General features: G+C 69.9%; 17 protein-coding genes. 5 read left to right on the top strand and 12 right to left on the bottom strand.

All coding sequences use genetic code 11. The annotated features are described in order from the left end of the window. Nucleotides 1-672 precede the first annotated feature (672 nt). From rsmG to ACQPXB_RS49635, 4 genes are all read left to right on the top strand, one after another. Nucleotides 673-1,353 carry a 16S rRNA (guanine(527)-N(7))-methyltransferase RsmG gene (gene rsmG, locus ACQPXB_RS49650; protein WP_220245399.1) on the top strand — a complete coding sequence of 227 codons (681 nt, stop codon included), beginning with the start codon at nt 673-675 and terminating at the stop codon, nt 1,351-1,353. An 87-nt stretch (nt 1,354-1,440) separates the two neighbouring features. Continuing rightward, entirely contained in the window at nt 1,441-2,367 is a 927-nt protein-coding gene (locus ACQPXB_RS49645) for a ParA family protein (RefSeq protein ID WP_366589879.1), read from the top strand. Continuing rightward, nucleotides 2,364-3,383, top strand: a complete 1,020-nt coding sequence (locus ACQPXB_RS49640) for a ParB/RepB/Spo0J family partition protein (protein ID WP_366589882.1) — start codon at nt 2,364-2,366, stop codon at nt 3,381-3,383. Before ACQPXB_RS49645 ends, ACQPXB_RS49640 begins: the two co-directional genes overlap by 4 nt. 156 nt (nt 3,384-3,539) lie before the next feature. Next, entirely contained in the window at nt 3,540-4,151 is a 612-nt protein-coding gene (locus tag ACQPXB_RS49635) for a DinB family protein (RefSeq protein WP_432849031.1), read from the top strand. On the opposite strand, the gene ACQPXB_RS49630 is transcribed toward ACQPXB_RS49635, so the two are convergent. Both ACQPXB_RS49630 and ACQPXB_RS49625 read right to left on the bottom strand, forming a co-directional pair. Further along, nucleotides 4,152-5,096: a D-alanine--D-alanine ligase family protein gene (locus ACQPXB_RS49630; RefSeq protein WP_366589886.1), complete on the bottom strand. Its 945-nt coding sequence runs from the start codon at nt 5,094-5,096 to the stop codon at nt 4,152-4,154. A 34-nt stretch (nt 5,097-5,130) separates the two neighbouring features. Next, a complete protein-coding gene (locus ACQPXB_RS49625; protein WP_432849030.1) occupies nt 5,131-6,450 on the bottom strand; it encodes a PLP-dependent aminotransferase family protein in 1,320 nt (439 codons plus the stop codon). Between the two features lie 183 nt (nt 6,451-6,633). On the opposite strand from ACQPXB_RS49625, the gene ACQPXB_RS49620 reads away from it, so the two are divergent. Next, nucleotides 6,634-7,278 (top strand): GNAT family N-acetyltransferase, encoded by a 645-nt coding sequence (locus ACQPXB_RS49620; protein WP_364053952.1) that lies wholly within the window; start codon nt 6,634-6,636, stop codon nt 7,276-7,278. Here ACQPXB_RS49620 and ACQPXB_RS49615 read toward each other — a convergent pair whose 3' ends face one another. The 10 genes from ACQPXB_RS49615 to ACQPXB_RS49570 all read right to left on the bottom strand — a co-directional run bounded on the left by ACQPXB_RS49615 (nt 7,279) and on the right by ACQPXB_RS49570 (nt 21,809). Continuing rightward, on the bottom strand, nt 7,279-7,824 hold the full coding sequence (locus tag ACQPXB_RS49615; RefSeq protein ID WP_432849029.1) for a DUF4287 domain-containing protein: 546 nt from the start codon (nt 7,822-7,824) through the stop codon (nt 7,279-7,281). Between the two features lie 2,751 nt (nt 7,825-10,575). Then, a complete protein-coding gene (locus ACQPXB_RS49610; protein WP_432849028.1) occupies nt 10,576-11,724 on the bottom strand; it encodes an N-acetylmuramoyl-L-alanine amidase in 1,149 nt (382 codons plus the stop codon). Nucleotides 11,725-12,006: 282 nt separating this feature from the next. Next, nucleotides 12,007-12,333, bottom strand: coding sequence for a thioredoxin (trxA, locus tag ACQPXB_RS49605; protein WP_220240252.1), 327 nt, complete (start codon nt 12,331-12,333; stop codon nt 12,007-12,009). 29 nt (nt 12,334-12,362) lie between these two features. Then, nucleotides 12,363-13,355 carry a thioredoxin-disulfide reductase gene (gene trxB / locus ACQPXB_RS49600; RefSeq protein ID WP_386943925.1) on the bottom strand — a complete coding sequence of 331 codons (993 nt, stop codon included), beginning with the start codon at nt 13,353-13,355 and terminating at the stop codon, nt 12,363-12,365. Between the two features lie 104 nt (nt 13,356-13,459). After that, entirely contained in the window at nt 13,460-14,263 is an 804-nt protein-coding gene (locus tag ACQPXB_RS49595; RefSeq protein ID WP_432849027.1) for a hypothetical protein, read from the bottom strand. Continuing rightward, a complete protein-coding gene (gene sigM / locus ACQPXB_RS49590) occupies nt 14,260-14,922 on the bottom strand; it encodes an RNA polymerase sigma factor SigM (protein ID WP_360606899.1) in 663 nt (220 codons plus the stop codon). The genes ACQPXB_RS49595 and sigM overlap by 4 nt, the downstream gene beginning before the upstream one ends. A 31-nt stretch (nt 14,923-14,953) precedes the next feature. Then, nucleotides 14,954-16,552: a protein kinase family protein gene (locus tag ACQPXB_RS49585; RefSeq protein ID WP_432849026.1), complete on the bottom strand. Its 1,599-nt coding sequence runs from the start codon at nt 16,550-16,552 to the stop codon at nt 14,954-14,956. 82 nt (nt 16,553-16,634) lie between these two features. Then, complete coding sequence (murJ, locus tag ACQPXB_RS49580; RefSeq protein WP_366587805.1) at nt 16,635-18,617, bottom strand: murein biosynthesis integral membrane protein MurJ; 1,983 nt, start codon at nt 18,615-18,617, stop codon at nt 16,635-16,637. A gap of 505 nt (nt 18,618-19,122) precedes the next feature. Next, entirely contained in the window at nt 19,123-21,288 is a 2,166-nt protein-coding gene (locus ACQPXB_RS49575) for a DUF6049 family protein (protein WP_386943931.1), read from the bottom strand. Nucleotides 21,289-21,302: 14 nt separating this feature from the next. Continuing rightward, complete coding sequence (locus ACQPXB_RS49570; protein ID WP_285971360.1) at nt 21,303-21,809, bottom strand: NUDIX hydrolase; 507 nt, start codon at nt 21,807-21,809, stop codon at nt 21,303-21,305. Nucleotides 21,810-21,850: the final 41 nt, after the last annotated feature.

Raw genomic sequence — 21,850 nt, 5'->3', positions numbered from 1 at the left:
CGCTGTTGCACTCCCAGCCGATCCGAACGTGCAGCCACATGTACTCGGACGAGACCACTCGGCCACCCGACGACCTTCGTTGCGACTCCGTACCCACCGGGACCGCGCCCACTGATGCCGCCTGGCCTTGCGCGGGTGTCGCCGGTTCCGTCGCCGCTCAGCGGACCGCCACGCGCAGCGCCTTCTTCCTTGTCCGTCCGCCGAGCAGCGCGCACGGAGTGGCCTCGGCGCCGCACCAGACGCTCGCTCGTATTGGCCACCGCGGTCAGCTTGACTACACCGCGCGGTCCTGTCGGGCCTCCGCGACCCTGCGCTCCCTGGAGCTCCGCACTTCTCCGGCCGACTCGGTCCTTATCCCCGTTCGACTCCAGCCGTGCGGTGGCCAAGAGAAGGGCCCGCGAGACGTCGGAGTCCTTCGCCGGTCGACTGCTCTGTCACGTCGTGCTGGGGCGGCCAGTCGGAACGAATTACAAGTGTGGCGTTTCACGTGAAACCGCGACCGCCGTGCACCACCACGTCGACACGGTTTCACGTGAAACACCCCTGTGGACACTCGGCTCCCTGAGTGGAGTTGTCCACAGTTGCGGTCTGTCGGCTCGATTTGGGCGCGCCATCGGGGACAATCGAGCGAGCGCGTTTCACGTGAAACGCGCGGACCGAGGAGTGGGTTTCGTGAGCTTGGACGGCGCCACCGCGATGGTGCGGACTGCGGCGGCGGAGGTGTTCGGGGAGCGGGTGGACCGGGCGGCTGGGTACGTTGAGTTGCTGGCTACGCATGGGGTCGAGCGGGGGCTGATCGGGCCGCGTGAGGTGGAGCGGTTGTGGGAGCGCCACGTGCTGAACTCGGCTGTTATCGGGGAGCAGATTCCTGACGGAGCGCGCGTGGTCGATGTCGGGTCAGGGGCGGGACTTCCGGGTGTGCCGCTGGCGATCGCTCGACCGGACCTCGCTATCGTTCTCCTCGAACCCATGGCCCGCCGGGTCGACTGGCTGGCCGAGGTCGCCGAGAAGCTGGAACTCCCGATCACCATCGTGCGTGGACGCGCCGAGGAGCGGTCTGTGCGTGAGCAGCTGGGTGGCGCAGACGTCGTCACCGCTCGCGCTGTTGCTCCTCTCGCTCGCCTCGCGGGCTGGTGTCTTCCGCTGGTTCGCCCCGAAGGTCGTCTGGTTGCGCTCAAGGGAGCCAGCGCGGGAGAGGAAATCGAGCGGGACCGCGTGGCTGTGCGGAAGGCCGGCGGTGCCGATCCAGAACTCGCCGAGTGCGGGAAGGCAGTACTCGAGGTCCCCAGCACGGTCGTGATGATCCGCCGCCTGCCACCGAAGCCGTCCCGGCCACGCGGCAGGCGGAGCTAAGCGTACGAGTGCGGCCGCGACGTTCCACGTGAAACACCGCGGTCCGAACGCCAACGAGTCGTCTATCAAGAGGAGGTGTCGAGACCGGTGAATCCCCGACCGTCCGACCCTGCGAGCACCGGCCACGACTTGGGCTGGACGCCGATCGCCGAAGAAGCCGTCCGCGCTGCGAGCGTCCTGCACCCGAAGGAGGGCACGCTCCCCCGCCCGATCCGTCGTCGGGTGCTGACGGTCGCCAACCAGAAGGGCGGCGTCGGTAAGACGACGAGCGCCGTCAACCTCGCTGCCGCGCTCGCCGTGCACGGGCTGAAGACTCTGGTGATCGACCTCGACCCCCAGGGCAACGCCAGCACCGCGCTCGACATCGACCACCGGTCCGGCACGCCGTCGATCTACGAGGTGCTCATCGGTGAGGTGACGCTTGCCGAAGCAGCGGCCGTGAGCGAGCAGTCGTCGAACCTGTTCTGTGTGCCCGCGACGATCGACCTCGCCGGCGCAGAGATCGAGCTCGTCTCCATGGCGAACCGCGAGACGCGGCTCAAGGAGGCGCTCTCGTCCGAGATCCTCGACCAGATCGGCGTCGACTACGTCTTCATCGACTGCCCGCCGTCGCTCGGCCTCCTCACCGTCAACGCGATGGTGGCCGCGCAAGAGGTGCTCATCCCGATCCAGTGCGAGTACTACGCGCTGGAAGGTCTGGGGCAGCTGCTGAGCAACATCGAGCTCGTGCAGCAGCACCTCAATCGCGAGCTCCGCGTCTCCACGATCCTGCTGACGATGTACGACGGTCGCACCAAGCTCGCCGACCAGGTCACCAACGAGGTCCGCAACCACTTCGGCGACACTGTCCTGAAGACCGTCATCCCGCGCAGTGTGAAGGTCTCGGAGGCGCCTGGCTACGGTCAGACCGTGCTCTCCTACGACCCCGGTTCACGTGGCGCCATGAGCTACCTCGACGCCGCCAAGGAGATCGCGGAGCGTGGCGCGACCGAAGGAAGGAGCAGTACCGCATGACTGAGCGCAGAGGAGGGCTGGGGCGGGGGCTCGCGGCCCTGATCCCGACCGGGCCGGCCACCACGGCCGGCCCGGCGTCCTCCGCCGTCGAAGGGGGCACGCCCGCGGACAAAGCGGCGCGTGAGGAGAAGGGCTGGTTCGCGGCCAACGGCGCGGCGACTCCCGTCAGCGGCGAGGTCGCCGGCGCGGTCTACCGGGAGATCCCGGTCAGCGCCGTCAAGCCGAACCCGAAGCAGCCCCGCCAGGTCTTCGACGAAGATGCGCTCGCCGAACTCGAACACTCCATCCGCGAGTTCGGGCTCATGCAGCCCATCGTCGTCCGCGAACTGGGCGACGGCGAGTACGAGCTCGTCATGGGCGAGCGGCGCCTGCGCGCGTCGCAGCAAGCGGAGCTCGAAGCGATCCCCGCGATCGTCCGCCAGACCGCCGACGAGTCCATGCTCCGCGATGCGCTGCTGGAGAACATCCACCGCGTCCAGCTCAACCCGCTCGAAGAGGCGGCCGCGTACCAGCAGCTGCTCGACGAGTTCGCGGTGACGCACGAGGAGCTCGCCAGCCGCATCGGCCGCAGCCGGCCCGTCATCACCAACACGATCCGCCTTCTCAAGCTGCCGCTGGCCGTGCAGCGTCGGGTGGCCGCGGGTGTGCTTTCGGCCGGGCACGCGCGGGCTTTGCTGTCGCTCGAAGATCCGGAAAGCCAGGAAGAGCTCGCGGCCCGGATCGTCGCGGAGGGCATGTCGGTGCGCGCCACCGAGGAAGCCGTCACGCTGAAGAAGAGCGAAAAGCCGGCGAAGCCGAAGCCCGCTCCCCGCAAGCCGATTCAGGCACCGGGACTGCAGGAGTTGGCCAACCGTCTCTCCGATCGCTTCGACACCCGAGTGAAGGTCGACCTCGGCCGCCGCAAGGGACGCATCGTCCTCGAGTTCGGCTCGGTCGACGATCTCGAACGCATCGTCTCGATCATCGACGCGAACTCGACCGAAAAAACGGCGAATCAGACAGAGGAAACCGACTAGGGATCACCCAGGGTCGTTTCGTCACGGTGATGATTGCTCACCGGGACGGTCACCGGCACTCTGGGTGGTCGCCGCGGGCGCGGGAAAAATCGGCGGTCGCGCGGCGCGGGAATCCGGGAGAGTTGGCGGAACCCAGCTCTCCCGAAGGAGCGTTCCGTGATCTCTTCGCGCCTGGCGCCGTTGCTGAGTCAGTTCGACTTCGCGTACGGCCGGCTCGCCGATCGCCTCGGCGGACCGGCGGTCGACAGCGGCGACGGTACCCCCGTCTCCGTCGACCCGATGACCGACGACGAGTTCCGGTGGGAGCCGGCGCCGGACTGTTGGTCGGTGCGGCGGCGCTCCGCCGGCCCGGGGCCGCGCGCGACGTTCCTCGCCGGCCGCGGCGAGTGGGGCCGCGACTCGGCGCCCCACCCCCACCCGTGGCCGCCGCCCGTCACGACGATCGCGTGGCGGCTCAGCCACCTGAGCGAAATGCTGGTGCTGCGCGCCGACCACACGTCAGGCAGCCACACGCTGACCCGTGACGACTACGTCGATACCGGCGACGCCGCAACCGCGACTGCCGCGTTCCAAACCGGCGCAGCTGCGTGGCGGAAGGTTTTGCTGAGCGTCGACGGCGCAGCACTCGACACCGTGGGCCTGTGCACCTATCCCCACGGCAGTGATCCGGACGAGCCGTTCCTCGAGATCGTGTGGTGGGTCAACCAGGAAGTGCTGCACCACGGCGCCGAGATCGCATTGCTGCGCGACCTCTACCGAGCGCGGTGATCAGCGCGCGACGGCCCGCGCCACGAGGTCCGCGAACACCGACCCGAGCGATTTCCCTGCCGCCTCAACGGCCATCGGCACCGTCGACGTCTCGGTGAGGCCCGGCGACAGGTTCACCTCGAGAAAGTGCACTGTTCCGTCGGCGGTGATCACGGCGTCGGTGCGCGAGATGTCACGCAGGCCGAGCCAGCGGTGCGCAGCAACGGCCAGCTCGCCGACGGCCTTCGCCGCCTCCTCGGAAATGCGCGCCGGCGTGAAGAAGTCGGTGAGACCGGCCGTATAACGGGCGGTGTAGTCGTAAACCCCGCTCTCCGGCACGATCTCGACGGCCGGCAGCGCCTCGGCGCCGTGCTCACCCTCGACGACCGTCACGGCCACCTCGACCCCGTCGACGAACTGCTCGGCGAGCACGGTGTCGCCGTACGCGAAGCAGCCGACCATCGCCGCGGGCAGTTCCGACGCCTCGCGCACGACCTGCGTGCCGAGCGCCGAGCCGCCCTGATCCGGCTTGAGGATCATCGGCAGGCCGAGGCGCTCTACCATCGCGTCGAGCACCGACTGCGCGCCGAGCTCGCGGAAAGTGCTGTGGGGCAACACAACCCAGTCCGGCGTCGAGAACCCGGCCTGCTGCACGAACGCCTTCGCGGTCGGCTTGTCCCACGCACGGCGGCAGCCCATGCTCGAAGTTCCGACGAAGGGCACGCCGAGCATTTCCAGCACCGTCTGCACGGAGCCGTTCTCGCCCTCACCACCGTGAAGCGCGACGACAACCGCGTCGGGCCGCTGCGTACGCAGGCGTTCCAGCAGCCCGGCGTCCGTGTCCCACTCCTCCACGGTGAGCCCCTCGGCGCGCAGCGCGGCCGAAAGCCGGCGGCCCGAACGGAGGGAGACGTCGCGTTCGTGGGAAAGCCCGCCTGCGAGCACGGCAACGGTACGGTCGACCACCGTGGGAACTCCTTAGGTTTTGCTGCGGACCCGGTCAGACCGTGTCCGGCGACGGGGTTTCCGACCCCGAGATGGTGCGTGCCTTCACGCTACCGAAGGTGCGGCTGAGGTCCATTTCGGACTCCAGCACCGCCGCGAGCCGGCGCACGCCTTCGCGGATCCGTTCGGGCGTCGGGTAGCAGTACGACAGGCGCATCTGGCGCGAGCCGTAACCGTCGGCGTAGAAGCCGGTGCCCGACGCGTACGCCACGCGCGCGGTCACGGCGCGCGGCAACATTGCTTTGGTGTCAACACCTTCCGGCACGGTGACCCACACGTAGAAACCGCCTTCAGGCATCGTCCACGAGCAGCCCGGCGGCAGGTACTGGTTCAGCGCCGAAATCATCGCGTCGCGGCGCTCGCGGTAGTTCTCGCGGAACTTCTTGATCTGGCCCATCCAATCGTGCGTCGCGAGGTAGCGCGAGACGATCATCTGGTTGAACGTGGGCGGGCACAGCGTCGCGGATTCCGCTGCCAGCACAAGCTTTTCGCGCACGGCGTGCGGCGCGAGCACCCAGCCGACGCGCAGGCCGGAGGCGAACGTCTTCGAGAACGAGCCGAGGTACACCACGTTGTCGGGGTCGATCGAGCGCAGCGCCGGGTAGGTCTGGCCGTCGAAGCCGAGCAGCCCGTACGGGTTGTCCTCGACGATCAGCACACCGTGCTCGCGGCAGATCTCCACGATCTCCGCGCGGCGCTCGACGGCGAGCGTGACGCCGGCGGGGTTGTGGAAATTCGGGATGGTGTAAAGGAATTTGACGCGCCGGCCCGCCTTCTCGGCCTGCCGCAGCGCCTCGCGCAGCCCGTCGGGCACGAGCCCCTGCTCGTCCATCGCGACGTGCACGACCTTCGCCTGGTACGCAGCGAACGAGCCGAGCGCGCCGACGTACGAAGGCCCTTCGGCGATCACGATGTCACCGGGGTCGCAGAAGAGGCGAGTGACCATGTCGAGGCCCATCTGCGAACCGACGGTGACGACGACGTCGTCCGGGTGCGCCTTGATGCCTTCGAGCGCCATGATTTCGCAGATCTGGTCGCGCAGTGTGGGGATGCCGTGGGCCGACCCGTACTGCAGTGCCACGAGACCCTCGTCGGCGATGATCTCCGCCACCTGGGCCGACAGCGTGTCCAGCGGCAGCGCGGCGAGGTTCGGCATGCCGCCGGCCAGGGACACGACCTCGGGCCGGCTCGCCACCGCGAAGAGGGCCCGGATCTCCGAAGCGGTCATCCCGGCGGTGCGCGCTGCGTACCGGTCGAGGTGAGGGTCGAGATTGTGGCGGCCGGCTTGCGGCTTGACGGGGCGGTTCTCGGTCATCGACACACCTGAGGGCTCGGTGGTACCTGCGGGTAGATCCATCGAGTGTAACCAGGGCCTCTTCCTGGTCCCCGCTCTTCCGGCGCTCATCACATCGTCCTATTCTTCGAGTGGCTCTTCCGGTCGTTCCTGCGCTCTTGCGGGGAGCGGATGCCGGTCGTGAGGGATTCGGGGAGGTTTCAGGTGTCGCGTCGCGTGGTGGGCGTCACACTCGACAACCTCGAAGACCTGCCCAAGAGCTGTCGCCGTTGCGTCTACTGGGAGCTCGCGCCGCACCTCAAGGCCCAGGCGGAGGAGTTCGGCTCCACCGAGGTCGAGAAGGAAGCGTGGGTCTCCAGCGTGCTGCTGGAGTGGGGTTCCTGCGGCCGCATCGTCTACAGCGACACGCTGCCGGTCGGCTTCGTGCTCTACGCGCCGCCGAACGCCGTGCCGCGCTCCCTGGCCTTCCCCACGTCGCCGCCCAGCGCCGACGCCGTGCTGCTCACCGCGTTCCAGATCCTGCCGGAGTTCCGCGGCGGCGGCCTCGGCCGGATGCTCGTGCAGGCCGTGGCGAAGGACCTGACCAAACGCGGCGTCCGCGCCATCGAGGCGTTCGGCGACGCCGTGCCCGACGAGGTCGACCCGATGGGCCAGCACACGTGCGTGCTGCCGGCGGGTTTCCTGCAGAGCGTCGGCTTCAAGACCGTGCGGCCGCACTCGAAGTGGCCGCGGCTGCGGCTGGAACTGCGCTCGGCGATCACCTGGAAGGAAGACGTCGAGGCGGCACTGGAGCGGCTGCTCGGCCAGGTGACGATCACGACGGCGGAGCCGAGTCTCGGGCGGGCTTGATCAGCGGGTCTCGAGCTGGTTCTTGAGCTTGGTGAGGCTGTTGCGCCAGTAGGTCTTGAAGTCGTTGGCGGTCGCTTCGTCGACGCGCTCGTGCGCCAAGGCGATCTGGGTCTTCGTGCTTTTGTCGACAAATCCGATGTTGACCCGCGTGGCTCCGTCGCCCCAGCCGAACCGCGCCGACTTGTTCCGCTGCGTCGTTCTGGTCTTGAGCCGATCGCCGTCGAGCCACTTTCCCCTCGCGGCCGCGTCGACCACGGCCTCGTAGACATCCTCGACCCTCGCCTCGATCGTCCGGCTCGCACTCACCGTGAACAGCCCGTCCCGACCCCCGTTGCGCGGCCGCAACCCCCGGGACCGCTCGTACTCGACGGTCACTGTCTGTGCCCACCAACTGCCCAACCGATGCTCCTCAACGAGCCGGCCGACGATCTCCCCGTGGCCCTGACCACGCGCTCCCCACGCGTCGAGCACCTCACCCCACTCGCCGAATCCTCGCCCGGTTGTCGTACGCACCGCATCGTCCGAGGTCAACTTCGTGCCACCCATGGCAGCCCTCCTTGTCCCCTCACCCGGAACGTCGCCACCGACCCCCACCCCTTCGACACACCCCCCCCCGAAAGATCTTCGCGACGCCCACGTACCACGGTCTTACCCAGCCCGAAATACCCGATTTCCCCACCTGTGCACAACTGTGGAAGAAACCCCGAGTTATCCACAGATCCCTGATAGACGCCGTGGAAAACCTGTGGATGAGTAGACTGGATCTGGGGACGCCCCCCGAGGAGGGCGGGGGCTGCCCCAAGGTGTGGTGTGTCCCCGCCGGGACGGGCGCAATGGGTTGTGGCGGTCCGCGGGGGCGGTCGAAGCGGTCGCACGGCTCCGGTTGTGGGGTTGGCGGTGGACTACTCCACCTGGGTTGGCCCGTGCACCGCTTGGGGTGACTTCCGGGCCGGGGTTGTGCACAGGGCGCCAGCGGTGGGCGGTTGGTGACGCGGTGAGTGCGGCTGGTTGTGAGGGATGCGCGTGACTACCCGGAGTGGTTGTGGGTAAGTCCTCCGAAGGCGCCACGGCCGGGCATCAGCTCGGGTGGCGGAGGGGTCGAAGCCGCGGTGATGGTGGGTCGGCTGGGTTTGGCGTGGAGGTTCGGGCCCGGGTTCGGCGACGGACTTCGGTTGGGCCGCAACTGTTGGCTTGCGTGGACACGGAGTGCTGCTAGGAGTTGGCCACCCGCGGCCACTCTCGGATGGCTTGCCTCAGGCGACGTGCAGTTGAAAGGGTCGACGGCCGGCTGCATCAACCAGTGCCCAGACGGCACTATCACCGCAACGCCACCGAACGGCGGCATCAATCCAGGACTCCCAACCAGCGCCGGCGCATTACGGCTCAGTCCTCGCGGCGCGAGCTGGAACTGCCGGCCGCGACGGTTCGAGTCGGCAACCAGTGAGCAACGGCGAGCAATCGAAGGCGCGCGGCTACAAACCTCGGAGCCGGGCCTCGCGGCCTGATCTCAGCGCACGATGGGCAGCGACGGGCGGACACCGACCGGCAGATCGGCTTGGCGGCGATCTTCGCGGTCCGCAGTGCAGAGATCGGTGGGACCGCGCGGCGACCCGCCGCGATCGCGGCCGACGCCCCTGACCGGCCCCAAGAGTTCGGTGGCTTGGGCCGTGGAAAGCGCAGCGATCCGGCGCTGTCATCGGAGGTCGTGGTCGGCGGTGGGTGGCCGGTGCTGAGTCGCGAAAGCTGGGGGCGGTGGCCGCTGATCGGGCGGCGACCAACAGTCGGTGACCAGAACTTGGCTTGGTGGAGCGGAATTCGGGGTTCCGTGGCGGGCTGTGGAAGCGGCGATGAGTAATCGGTGATCGGAGCTCAGCTCGCGGATCGAGCTCGAGCTCAGCGGCCGAGTCCGTGGGGCCGAACAGGTGGCCAGAAGCGGCCAGTGCCTCGGGCTGGAGGCATGAAGTTGCCGGCTGCTGGAAGCGGTCATCAGACGACGAACAGGAGTAGGCGGCGGCCCAACGGAAGCAGTCGGCCGCCCCTGCAACAGAGAGTTAAGACCGGCGGGCGGGGCGCTGCCGCTTGTCGGAGGGGGCCGGCGGCCGCTGGCCCGAGCGCAGGTGAGCGGTGGCTCGCTCCGGCGGGCAGAGGCGACGGTCGAGCCCCGGTTGCTGACCTGCAGCAGGAGGTTTAGACCAAGGCCTGCACTGGCGAGCTGCCGGGCGGGGCGGTGAATCTTTGGCCCGGGGCAGATACCGGAGGAGCGATGGTTGAGGCCGGCTAGCTCCTGATTATTGGCGCCACGCGCCAATATTCAGGAGGGCTGACAGCTCAAGCTGGGAGCGGCTGCCGCGCAGTGCCGGTAGGTCTCAGTGATCGTGCCCATGCCCAAGGACGAGTCCCAGGATCCACGGGCTAGACCCCAGGTCTAAGGGCGAGGTATGGGGCGAGCGCCGCAGCGAAGCAGCGGCAAGCAGGAGCAAAGCTGGGATCAGAAGGCGTTTATCGAGGCCAATGCCCGGGCAACGAGCCCTGACCACGCAGCTGAACAAAGCCGGCAGCCGAGGGTGGAAGTCGTTCGAGAGAGCAGCCGGCTGGTTGCAAAACCACGGGGTCGCGACGGAGCCAACGGGCAATGGATCGACAGTGAAGGGCGGGCCGGTGGAGTGGCGACCGAGCCGGAGCCATGGCTGCAGATCGAGAACGGGCCCGGGAACGCCGGTTGGCGGGCGTGAGGCAGCCGGTGCTGGGTGGTGGCTGAGCCAGTGGGTGCCATGAGTTGTAGATGGAGAACCGGGCGCACCGATCAGAGAGCGGCAGGCAGCCAGTGCTGGGCGGTGGCCGAGCCAGCGGGAGCCCATGGATTGCAGATCGAGAAACGGACGCGCCGGCTAGAGAGCGGCAGACGGCCAGTGCTGGGCGGTGGCCGAGCCAGCGGGAGCCCGTGGGTTGCACATCGAGAACCGGGTCGGGCGCACCGATCGGAGAGCGGCAGGCAGCCAGTGCTTGGCGATGGTCGAGCCAGCGGGAGCCCATGGATTGCAGATCGAGAAACGGACGCGCCGGCCAAAGAGCGGCATCCAGCGGTGCCGGACCGTGGTCAAGCCAGCGGGAGCCCATGGATTGCAGATCGAGAACGGGCCCGGAGCGCCGACCGGAGAGCGCAGGCAGGCGGTGGAGGGCGGTGGCCGGAAGACATGGCGGCGACCAGCGGACCAGCGCCAGCGGACCCAGCTGCGAAAAGACGTGAGCCGGGCCTCGTGGAGGAGGGCCCGGCTCATGTGTGAAGGACGGGAAGACCTACTCAGCCTTGGCCAACTCGTGCGCCAAGACGTCGGCGAAGGTGAAGGTGCCCGTGGGTTGGTCGCCTTCGCCGAGGAGGTAGAGGCGTTTGACGGCGATGAGGATGCCCTCGGCGACGATGTCGCGGAAGGCGGGGTCGGCGAGTTTGCGGCTGTCGTCCGGGTTGGTGAGGTAGCCGATCTCCACGCGGACGGCGGGGCAGCGGGTGCGGGTGAAGATCTCCCACGTCTTGTAGTGGGTGCGGCAGTCGCGCAGGCCGGTGCGGGCGACGACCTCGCGTTGGATGAAGCCGGCGAGGAGCTCGCCCACCGTGGAGGTGGTGCCGTTGCCGGTGCCGAAGTGGAAGCTGGCGATGCCCTGGGCGCGGGGGCTGGGGTTGCCGTCGCTGTGGAGGGACAGGAACAGGTCGGCGCCGGCGTCGTTGGCGAAGCGGGCGCGTTCGAAATCCGTGGGGCTGTGGTTGGGGCCCCTCGAAATCAACGCTTCCATGCCGGTGGCCTGCATGCGGCCTTCCAACCTGCGCGCGAGGTCCCAGGCGATGTCGGCTTCGCGGAGGCCGCCGGCGATGACGCCGAGGTCTTCGCCGCCGTGGCCGGGGTCGATGACGATGCGCTTGCCGCGCAGGCGGGGGCCGGCCTGGCGGACCTGCTCCTGTTCGCGCAGGAAGACGGGACGGCCGCCGCGGGCGCGGGGCGAGGAAAGGCGGTGCAGCTCGCGGATGGTGGCCGGGCCGCAGATGCCGTCGGACTCGAGGCGCATGTCGCGCTGGAAGGTGCGGAGGGCGCGTTCGGTCTGCGGGCCGAAGTAGCCGTCAGGGCGGCCGGCGTCGAAGCCGAGCTCGGTGAGGCGCTCCTGCAGCGCGAAGACGTCGTCGCCCTGCACGGGCGAGGACAGCATGTACTGCAGCGGACGGCTCCCCAGGTGGAAGCTCGCGCCCTTCATCGCCTGGAACGTCGCGGGGCCCACCACCCCGTCGGTGATCAGCCCACGACGCTGCTGGAAGGCCCGTACAGCGTGCTCGACGGCGGCGTCGAAGGTGCCGTACTGCTCGGTCCCCGCCACCGGCGGGAGCAGGTCCATCCCGGCAAGGATCGACCTGATCTCGGCGACGTCCGGACCGGCGTCACCGCGGCGGAGTACCCGCATGCACTCCTCGCTCTTCCTAGGGCACCGAAACCGGCTCGATGCGAAAACAGAAAACCTGTGTGGGTGGTAAGCCCAGGGCACCTATTGTGCCCTGTGAACTCTCGGTGAGCGCGTAGGCCCGGTCGGTATGCCCCGGGAGAGCGCAAGCCGCCGCAGGACGGACACGCCCGTGCACCTGCGTGATCATGGCCACGGACACTTCGCCCGAACGTGCGAGAACCCGGGCCCGCGAGACGATTCTCGCAGGCCCGGGTTCTCAGCAGCTGGACAGCGCCCGCTCGATCAGAGGACGTCCTTCAGGTCGGACAGCAAAGCCGCCTTCGGCTTCGCGCCGACGATCTGCTTCACCGGCTTGCCACCCTGGAACAGGATCAGGGTCGGGATGGACATCACCTGGTAGTCACGCGCCGTGTTCGGGTTCTCGTCGATGTCGAGCTTCGCGACGGTCAGCTTCTCGCCGTTCTCGGCCGCGATCTCCTCGAGCACGGGGGCGACCATCTTACAAGGCCCGCACCAGGTCGCCCAGAAGTCGACCAGGACCGGCTTCTCGCTGGTCAGGACGTCGTCCACGAACGACTTGTCGGTCACCTTGACGGTGTTGTTGCCCATGGTTTCTCCTTCGGGTCGGTCTCGGAAAGTCAGTGGGTGCCGGCGCCGTAGCCGCCGCCGACCAGCTCGGACGCCTCGTGGGCGTTCTCGTCGCCATGCTCCGCCAGCCATCGTTCCGCGTCGATGGCCGCGCTGCACCCGGAACCCGCCGCCGTGATGGCCTGCCGGTAGGTGCGGTCCACCAGGTCACCGGCCGCGAACACACCGGGCACGTTCGTGTAGGACGTGCGCCCCTGCGTCACCACGTAACCCTCCTCGTCCAGGTCGACCTGGCCGCGCACCAGAGCGCTGCGCGGGTCGTGCCCGATCGCGACGAAGAAACCGGTGACATCCAGCGTCTTCTCGGCGCCGGTCTTGGTGTCGGTGACCTTCAGGCCCTTGACGGTGCCCTCGCCCTCCACCCCGGTGATCTGCGAGTTCAGCTGCCACTTGATCTTGTCGTTCGCCCGGGCCCGCTCCAGCATGATCTTGGACGCGCGGAACTCGTCACGCCGGTGCACGATCGTGACCGACTTGGCGAACTTCGTCAGGAAGGTCGCCTCCTCCATCGCCGAGTCACCACCACCGGCCACGGCGATGTCGTGATCACGGAAGAAGAAACCGTCACACGTCGCACAGGCCGACACACCACGGCCGAGCAGATCCTGCTCACCGGGCACGTTCAGGTAGCGCGCCGCAGCGCCCATCGCCAGGATGACCGCGCGCGCGGCATACCGAACGCCGTTCGCGACCACGTACTTCACGTCGCCCGCCAGCTCCAGCGACTCGACGTCCTCCGCCCGCAGCTCAGCACCGAAACGCTCGGCCTGCTTGCGCATCTCTTCCATCAGGTCCGGGCCCTGGATGCCGTCGCGGAAGCCCGGGAAGTTCTCGACCTCCGTGGTCGTCATCAGCGCACCACCGAACTGCGTGCCCTCGAACACCAACGGTTCGAGCTGCGCGCGAGCCGCATACACCGCAGCCGTGTAACCGGCCGGACCCGACCCGACGATGATCAGGTTCCTGATTTCCTCGGCAGCCACCCGTGAACCTCCGCTCGTAGTGACCTGTGCACTAGTCTCAACACGATGGTAGGTGGCGGTGTTCCCGACGGTGACGGCCGCTACTCGCCCGTCCCGACCAGCGGTTATTTCTTGCCGACGACCTTGTCGAACAGCTTGTCGGCGTGACCCGGGCCGCAGTCGGCCCCGAAGGCCACCAGGCGGAACTGCGCGAGCTGACCCGTCGTGTAGATGACCAGCACGCCGGGCTTGCCGTCGACGGTCACCGGCCGGATGCCTTCCGGCCGCACGTTCGGGTCCAGCCCGGCCGCGCTGACACACGCGTCGAGGCGCTGCTCGTCTTGGAGCGGACCGAAATCGCGGACGCCCATGGCCCCGCCCAGCAGCGCTTCCGCCCCGCTGCCGTCGCCGCCCACCGACGGTCCCGCTGGAGCCGGCGCCGCCACCCCCGTGGTGCCGCTGTCGGTCGACGGGCCGGGCACCGTCACGGCGATCGCGACGATCGCCGCGGCAGCCGCGGTCAGGATCCCCGCGCCCCAGCCGAGCCGCTTGTTCCGCCGCCGCCGTGCTGCCGCGAGGTCCACCACGGGCGCCACGCCGGGCTTCGGCGATGCCGGAACCGCACCCGGGCCGGCTGCCGGAAAGGGGGCGACCTGCCGGGACGCGGCCTCCGCGGCCAGCGCCTGGTCGATCCGCGCGGCGAACTCGGCCGGCATCGGCGGCGCCGGCTCGTCCGCCAGTGCGGCCAGGTCGGCCGTGGTCGCTTCAAGGGCTTCGATGATCGCACGCGCTTCCGGGTCCGCCTGGACGCGCGGCCACAGCTGCGCCGCCTCGTGTTCGTCCAGCACGCCGGCGTGGAGGTCGGCCAGCACGTCGACAGACCAAGGCGGACCGACGGTCCCGCCGACCCCCCGACTCTCGTCCGTCATCGTGCCTCCCCGTTCCCCGGCGAGCGATCGGCTCGCCCGGCACTCCGGGACCCGTCCGAAGTGGCGCTCCTGCGTTTGCTTTCGTGAGTTGGGACGTTCGCATTCGCATCCGGGTTCCGCAGGTGCCCCAGAACCTTCGCGAGTTTGCCCCTTCCCCGCGCGCAGCGGCTCTTGACCGTGCCCTCCGCGATGCCGAGCAACTTCGCCGTCTCGGCCACGGAGTAGCCCTCGACGTCGACGAGCAGGATCGGCGCGCGCTGCTCCTCCGGCAGCTGCTCCAGCGCCTCGCGCACGAGCAGGCTCGTCTCCTTCTCGGACATCGAGTCGCGCGGCGAGGCCGGCTCGTTGAAGCCGGCCTCGGGCAGTGGAACGGTGGGACGCGCCTGTTTGCGACGGATGCGGTCGAGGCACGCGTTGACGACGATGCGGTGCAGCCACGTGGTCACCTGCGACTCGGCGCGGAAGTTGCCCGCCGCGCGGAAGGCCGAGATGAACGCCTCCTGCAACGCGTCCGCGGCTTCCTCCGGATCACGCAGCGTCCGCAGGGCCACGGCCCACAAACGATCGCGGTGCCGCCGGACGAGTTCGCTGAACGCATGCGGGTCCCCGGCGGCGTGCGCCGCTATGAGGTCCGCGTCCGTGGGAGCTGCAGCCGTCACCCGGCAGAGCCTACTGAGTGGGAGATGTCGATCATCCCGCAGGCAGGAAGCTCACGTCTCCGATCTCGCTGATGAAGCCGCCCTCGCTGTCGTCGCCCAGCTGGGTGATCCACACGACGAAGTACTGGCTCTCCGTCGGTGTCGGGAGGTTGATCGTCGTGTCGGTGCCGTTGAGGTCACCGGTGCCGACCACCTTGGTGTCGTCCAGCTTCGGGTTCTTGCTGTCGGCCGAGCGGATCTCGATCTTCGTGCCGGGGCTGTCGGCCGCGATCTTGACCTGCGCGAGCTTCACCGGGTCGTCGAACTGCACCACGAACCCGACGCCGGGCTTCAGCGCGGGCAGCTGCTGCTGGTACTGGTCGGTGCGCCAGATCGTGCCCGGGTCGCCGTCGATCGTGTTCTTCACCCGGCCGGAGTTGTCGCCCGAGCCCTTGGGGTTGTAGATCGTGGCCGCCTTCGGCTCCACGGGCTGGCCGAGCTTCGGCGCGGCCGGCGACGACGGCGGGGGCGCCGCCGAGTTCGCGGGCGGCGGCGCGGTCGCCGTGGGGGTGGCCGCGACGTTGATCGTCGGGCCGCTCGCCTTGGAGTCGCCCTGGAAGAGGTTGATCAGCATCAACCCGCCCCACGCCAGGATCAGCACGGTGGCGACCACCAGCACGGTCACGCCGAACGCCAGCTTCCGCCGCCGCGCGACGTCCTTGACCGGCTTCTTCGTGGTCCAGATCGTGCCGTCGGCCTCGCTCGTCGCGTTGTCGCCGACGGCCTTGATCAGCTGCGTGCGTTCCTCGGCCTCGGCGGCCTGGTCGAGCACGCGCAGGATGGCCGAGCTCGTGCGGATACCGCCGTTGCCGCCGTCCTCGATCGTGCGCACGGCCAGCGACGACAGCTCGGACGGCACGGCCGGGACCAGCGTCCGCGGCGGCACGACGTGGCCCTGCGGGGTCAGCGGCGCCGCGGGGATCGCGGGCGGCCCGCCCGGCAGCGCCCAGCGTCCGGTGAGCAGGAGGTAAAGGACAGCGCCGAGGGCCTTCACGTCGTCGCGCAGCGTCGCGTCCGGCAAGGGGCCGGGGAACGCCAGCTTCAACGCGCCGTTGGGCGTCAGGCGCAGCCGCTGGGGGTGGTCCAGACCGAGGACGAGGCCGTTCTGGTGCGCGTGCTCCACCGCCTCGGCGAGCGCCTGCACCATGCGCGCGGCCGCGGCCGGGGCGACGGGCCGCTGCGCGACCAGGTCCACCAGGTCGCTGCCCTTGGTCCACTCCGCGACGACGACGCCGAGAAGTCCCTCGTTCGAGGTCACGCCACTGCCGAGGCTGAGCACGTCGAGCACCCGTGCGACCCCGCCGTGGCCGAACTTCGACGCGTGCGCCGCGCGCTCCAGCGTTCGCCGGGCCAGCCTCGCGGCCTCCGGATCCGCCGGATCACCGACCAGCAGCGTCAGCGCGACATCGCGCTTGAGCTGCCCATCGCGTGCCCGCCACAGGTGCGCGGCGGCTCGTTCGTCCACCCCGAACTGCGCGAGCAGGCGGTATCGGCCGTCGCCGACGACCCGGCCCGGGGCCAGCGAACCGCCCTGGGCACGGATGCCCGCACGGTTGGCCTCCCCTGCCTGTTCGCTCCGTCTCGTGTCCACCGCTTCTCTCCCGCGTCGCGCTCCCGCACCGAGGGTACCCGGATCAGGTCTGGAGGAAGCGTCGTCAGTCGTGAATCAATCGTTACCCGCGCTTGATCAATCGGGTGATCCTGGACGTGGCCGGCCTCAGCTCCTCCACCTTCAGGGCCATGAGCACGCCGAACGAGACGCCGATGCCCACGATCCCCTGCAGGAAGAGCTTGATCCACGCCTGCAAAGTCGGCCCGAGGGAGTCGGGCACGATCAGTCCCGCGACGTATGCGGCGGCCACCCCGAGCACACACGCGACGACGGTGAAGAGGATCACCCCGATGATGCGCTTGCTGCGCAGGTTGCCGAGCGTGACCCACAGCCAGACCTGGCCGAGCACCGCGCCGACCACGTAGGTGAGCGCGTTGACCATCATCACGCCCAGCACCACGTTCTCGGGCGACAGGACGACGGGGCACAGGTACAGCAGCGGCACCTTGACCAGCGTCATCACGATCATGATCAAGGTCGGCGTGCGCGCGTCCTTCATCGCGTAGAACACGCGCATCTGGAGCATGACCAGCGCGTACGGCAGCAGCGCGAACGACGAGACCGCCAGCGCCTCGCCGAGCCGGGTGGCACCGTCCAGCGAGCCCTTGCCGAAGGTGAACAGCGCGACGCCGATGGACGAGCCGACGATCGTCATCACCGCCGAGATCGGCAGCAGCGTGACCGTGGAGATGCGCGATGCGTAGGACAGGTCGCTGATCAGCTTCTTGCTGTCGCCGTCGGCGGCCGCGCGGCTCATGCGCGGCATGATCGCGGTGAGCAGCGAGACGCCGATGACGCCGTAGGGAAGCTGGAACAGCAACCACGCGTTCGTGTAGGCCGTGACACCGCCGGGCGCTCCGTTGGTGAGCACGCGGGTGGTGATCGTGTAGCCGACCTGGCTCACGCCGACGTACCCGATGACCCACAGCGCGAGCCCGCCGAACTCCTTCATCCGCTTGTCGATGCCCCAGCGCCACTTCGGCCGGAAGCCCGAGCGCAGCAGCGGCGGGACGAGGATGATCGCCTGCGCGACGATGCCGCCGGTCACGCCGAGGCCCAGGGTGAGCACCTTGGGGTCGGTGATCGACGGGTGGTCCGTGTCGATCGAGCCGGGCATCACCCACACGACCAGGATCGTGAAGATGACCACCAGGTTGTTGATCACCGGCGCCCACGCGGTCGGACCGAAGATCTGCTTCGCGTTGAGCATCGCCGACAGCAGCGCGAACACGCCGTAGAAGAAGATTTCGGGCAGCAGCAGGTAGGCGAACGCCGTGGTCAGGCCGGAGCTGGCCTGACCTGAGGAATCGACGTACAGCGACGTGAAGGCCGGCGCGGCGATCACCGCGATGAGCGTGCCCACCAGCAGCAGGGTCAGCCCCACGGTCAGCAGCCGCTGCGCGTACGCCGCGCCGTGGTCCGGATCGTCTTGCGAGCGCACCAGAAGCGGCACCACGACACTCGTGAGCACACCGCCGATGAGCAGCTCGAAGATGATGTTCGGCATCGTGTTCGCGACGTTGAACGAGTCGTTGGCGATGCCCGTGCCGATCGCCGCCGCCAGCAGCAGCTTCCACAGGAAGCCGGTGATGCGGGAGATCAGCGACGCGATCGCCATCCGGCCGCTGGCCTTCGCGATCGACGGCGCCTTCGCCGGGGTGGCCGGCTGCTCGCCGGTCGAGCCCGGCTCGGTGGGCCGGACCAGTGGCGCGTCGCCGATCCGCGGCATGACCTGGGTGGCCAGCGCGTCGTACGGGCGCATCGAGTCGGGGTCGGCCACGGGCCAGCGCGAAGCCGCCATGGGGACGCCGGCGGTGCGCGGGATGAAGCGGGTGGCCTCGGGGTCGCGCAGCGCCTCTTCCTGCCACGGCCGGATCGGCGCGCCCGGACGTGGACCGCGGCCGCGGTGCGGCGCGGGGGCCGGGGGCAGCGGCTGAGGTCCGGAGACGGGACCAGCAGCCGGCGCGGGCGGCAACGGTTGAGGCCCGGAAGGCGGACCCGAGGGCTGCGGCAGTGGTCCGGACGGCACCGGTCCGGCAGGCATCGGCCCCGACGGAGGTGGTCCGGACGGCTGCGGAAGCGGCTGCCGCCCCGACGGCGGGGGCGGTAGGGGTTGCCGTCGCGTGGGGGGCGGCGGAGTCGCCTGGGCGCGGGACGCCTGACGCGGCTGTCCCTGCTGCGGCGGCGGGGGCACGCGGCGCTTCGGCCGGTCCGCGCGCTCCTCGGGCGCCGGGCGGCGCTCTTCGGCGGGCACCGGCAGGTGGCGCGTCCGGCCGTTCGCCGGCGGCTGTTGCCGGCGTTCGGGGGGCGCCTGGCCCTGGGGCGGCGGCTGGCGCCGGCCCTCGCGCGCGGCGCGGCGTGGCTGCTCGGTGCGTTCGCCGCGACGAGGAGGCGCGCCGTCGCGCCGAGGACGACTCGCACGCTCGGGTGGTAAGCCCGGCTCTCTGTCCAACGCGCGCCCAATCCTCGGTGCCAGGGTCCCTGCCATTGTGGCAGCGGTCGACCCAGGGTAATCGGGAACGGCCTCCGATACCCGGTCCCCCGAGGACTCAGCGCGATTCGGTCCTTGCGGCCCGGCCTTCCTTGACCCGCCGGTAGATCCGCCGCGACGCCAGGAGGAGCAGGGCGCAACCAGCGACGACGGTGATGATGATCGTGATCGGGCCGTACTCCGTCGAGGTCAGCTCGAAGCGCGCCGTGCTGCCGAGCTGCGTGCCCTGCGGGGTGGTCAAGGACACATCGACGCTGAGGCGGCCGGCGCGCAGAGCCTCGATCTGCAGCAGCTCGTTCTGGCCGCCCTTGGCCGGGATGAACCAGTTCTGCACCTGCTCGGGGCGGATGCCGACCTCATTCTTCAACGCGATCTGCGCGGTGATGCCCACCGGGAGGCCGTTGCTCACGAACACGGGCAGTGGTGACGAACCGGACGCGAGCGCGATCGTCTGCTTCGGCTGCTCAACGGTCACCTGGTCGCGGATCGCGGCGAGCTCGGCGTCGGCGTTCGCGCCGGCCGTGCTGCCCGACGGCGTGCGGTAGGCCGTGGACGCGCCGCGGACGAGGGCGTTGCGCACCGGCGCGATGATGTCCTCGGGCGGCACGCGGTGCGTGGTGTCCATCCGCATGGCCGAGAGCAGGCCGGCGGCCTGGCCGTCGAGGTCCGTGAGCGCGTCGGCGACGTCGCTGCTGCCCGACGGCGGCTGGTCGTGGGTGCCGGCCGCGAACGAAGCCGTGCCCGAAGCGTTCTGGTCGAGCAGGTCGGCCAGCGGCGCGCCGCCGGCGACGCCGCCGGGGCCGAGGAGCTGGCCCACCTGCTGGAGGAACGCGGTGAGTTCGCCCACCGGCACGTCCCAGCGCCGCGGCGGCGCGACCAGCAGCCGCGTACCCGGCTCGATGCCGGTGCGGCCGAGGCCGGCTTCGAACGCGAGGGCGGCGAGGCCGTTCTGGCTCGCGATCGCGGGCTGCGTCGCGGCGCCGACGGTGGTCGGGGTCTGCGGGTTGGGCACGGAGCTCGTCATGGCGCTCGCGATGACGCTGTTGATCGGCTGGGCGCGCAGGCCACCGGGCAGCGAGACGGGCTCGGTGACGGGTGCGTCGGCCTGCAGTTTCGAGCTGTCGGTGAGCACGGTGTGCACGCCGGCCGCCGACATCGCGGTGAGCGCCTGGTCGTCGGGCGTGCCGTCGGGCCAGAGCACGCCCTGGCGCGGCTGGGTGTGCAGGAGGTCGCGGATCGTCGCCTCCCCGCTGAGCGCCGTGCTCAGCAGGCCGGTGTCGGGCGCGCCGGTGGCGGAGCGGACCTTGCCCAGCGTGGTGAGGTCGGCGTCGGCGAAGGGCAGGGCGATCACGCAGTGGCCGTTGACGAGCGCGCGCAGCTGCACCAGCCAGTCCTGCGCCAGCTGCGAGCCCTTGCCCGGCGCGCCGGCGACGACGTAGCCGCCGGTCATCGCGTTGACGGTGCGCAGCAGGTCGGGGTCGACGGCGAAGCACATCGAGTCGCCGACGTTCGGGTCGGCCTGGGCCGCGCGGGCGGCCGCGACGAGGGAGTGGAGCCGGCCGTTGGGGCTCAGCTCGGCCGCGAGGGTGTCGTCGGTGAGCGTGAGCTGGCCGCCGTAGGGCGACGACAGCACGTGCGGCGAGCTGTCGGTGATGGGCCACAGCACGCTGACGTCGGCGTGCTTGCCCGGCGGCGGCGTCGACTTTCCGGGCGCGGACAGCACCGGCATGAGCAGGCTCACGGCCGCGAGCCGCGCGGGGCCGCCGAACTCCGGCGTGCCGTTGACGTTGACCAGCATCGGGTACACGCCGGGCCGGCCGAACTGTCCGCCGCGCAGGCTGTCGAGCGGCACGCTGACGTCGAGTTTCGCGGTCTGCCCCGGCTCCAGCGACTCGGTGAGCGTGGTGAAGTCGGTGAGCGGGCTGTCCTGGATCGGGTCGCCGGCCAGCACGCCCTTCAGCTCGCGGTCGCCGCTCAGGCGCTCGCCGACCTGCAGCCGCACCTGCGGGCGGGAGATGCGGCGGTCGCCGATGTTGGTCACGGTGCCGGACACGGTCAGCGTCTTCGCGGACGTGGTGATCACGCGCGGGTTGAGCTGGTCGAGGTCGAGCCGCAGGCGCGGGGGCTCGGGGCTGGCGGCGTCCTGGGCCTGCGCGGGCGCGCCGAGGAGGGCGGCCGCTGCGAAGACCAGCAGTGACAGGAAGAAGGCGGCGGGCCGCTTCACTCGGGTGCTCCCTCTCAGGCGCGCTCGTCGTGCGCGAAAAGTTCTTTGGCCTTGCGGACCAGCTTGCGCTCGTCCGCGTAGGCCAGCGTCGTCTCCAGCTCGGCCAGCGGCACCCACGCGACCTCGGTGACCTCGACGTCCTCGTCGGAGAGCTCACCACCCGTCGACTCGAGCAGGAAGTGGTGCACGGTCTTGTGCACGCGGCGTCGTTCGGCCACGAACCAGTAGTCGATGGTGCCCAGCGGGCGCAGAACCTGCGCGGAGATGCCCGTCTCCTCCTTCACCTCGCGCACCGCGGTCTGCTCCACCGTCTCACCGTCCTCGATGTGGCCCTTCGGCAACGACCAGAGCAGTCTGCCGTGCCGGTCGAGGCGGCCGATCAGCACCGCGTGTTCCCGCCCGGCGTCGACGACCAGTCCGCCGGCCGACGTCTCGTCGACCGTGGTCAGGCGCCTGCCTCGCTGCCGCCTGCGCCGTCGGCGCGGCTTCGGCGCTCCGGCGCGGCCGGCAGATCCAGGCATGCTGCGATGCTAGAGCAAACGGTTGCCCAGGTACGCTGGCT

The sequence above is a fragment of the Amycolatopsis sp. CA-161197 genome (genome assembly GCF_050942255.1).
Taxonomy (GTDB): domain Bacteria; phylum Actinomycetota; class Actinomycetes; order Mycobacteriales; family Pseudonocardiaceae; genus Amycolatopsis.
Note: the sequence above shows the minus strand (reverse complement) of the source record. Positions and strands in the feature narration are given on the sequence as shown.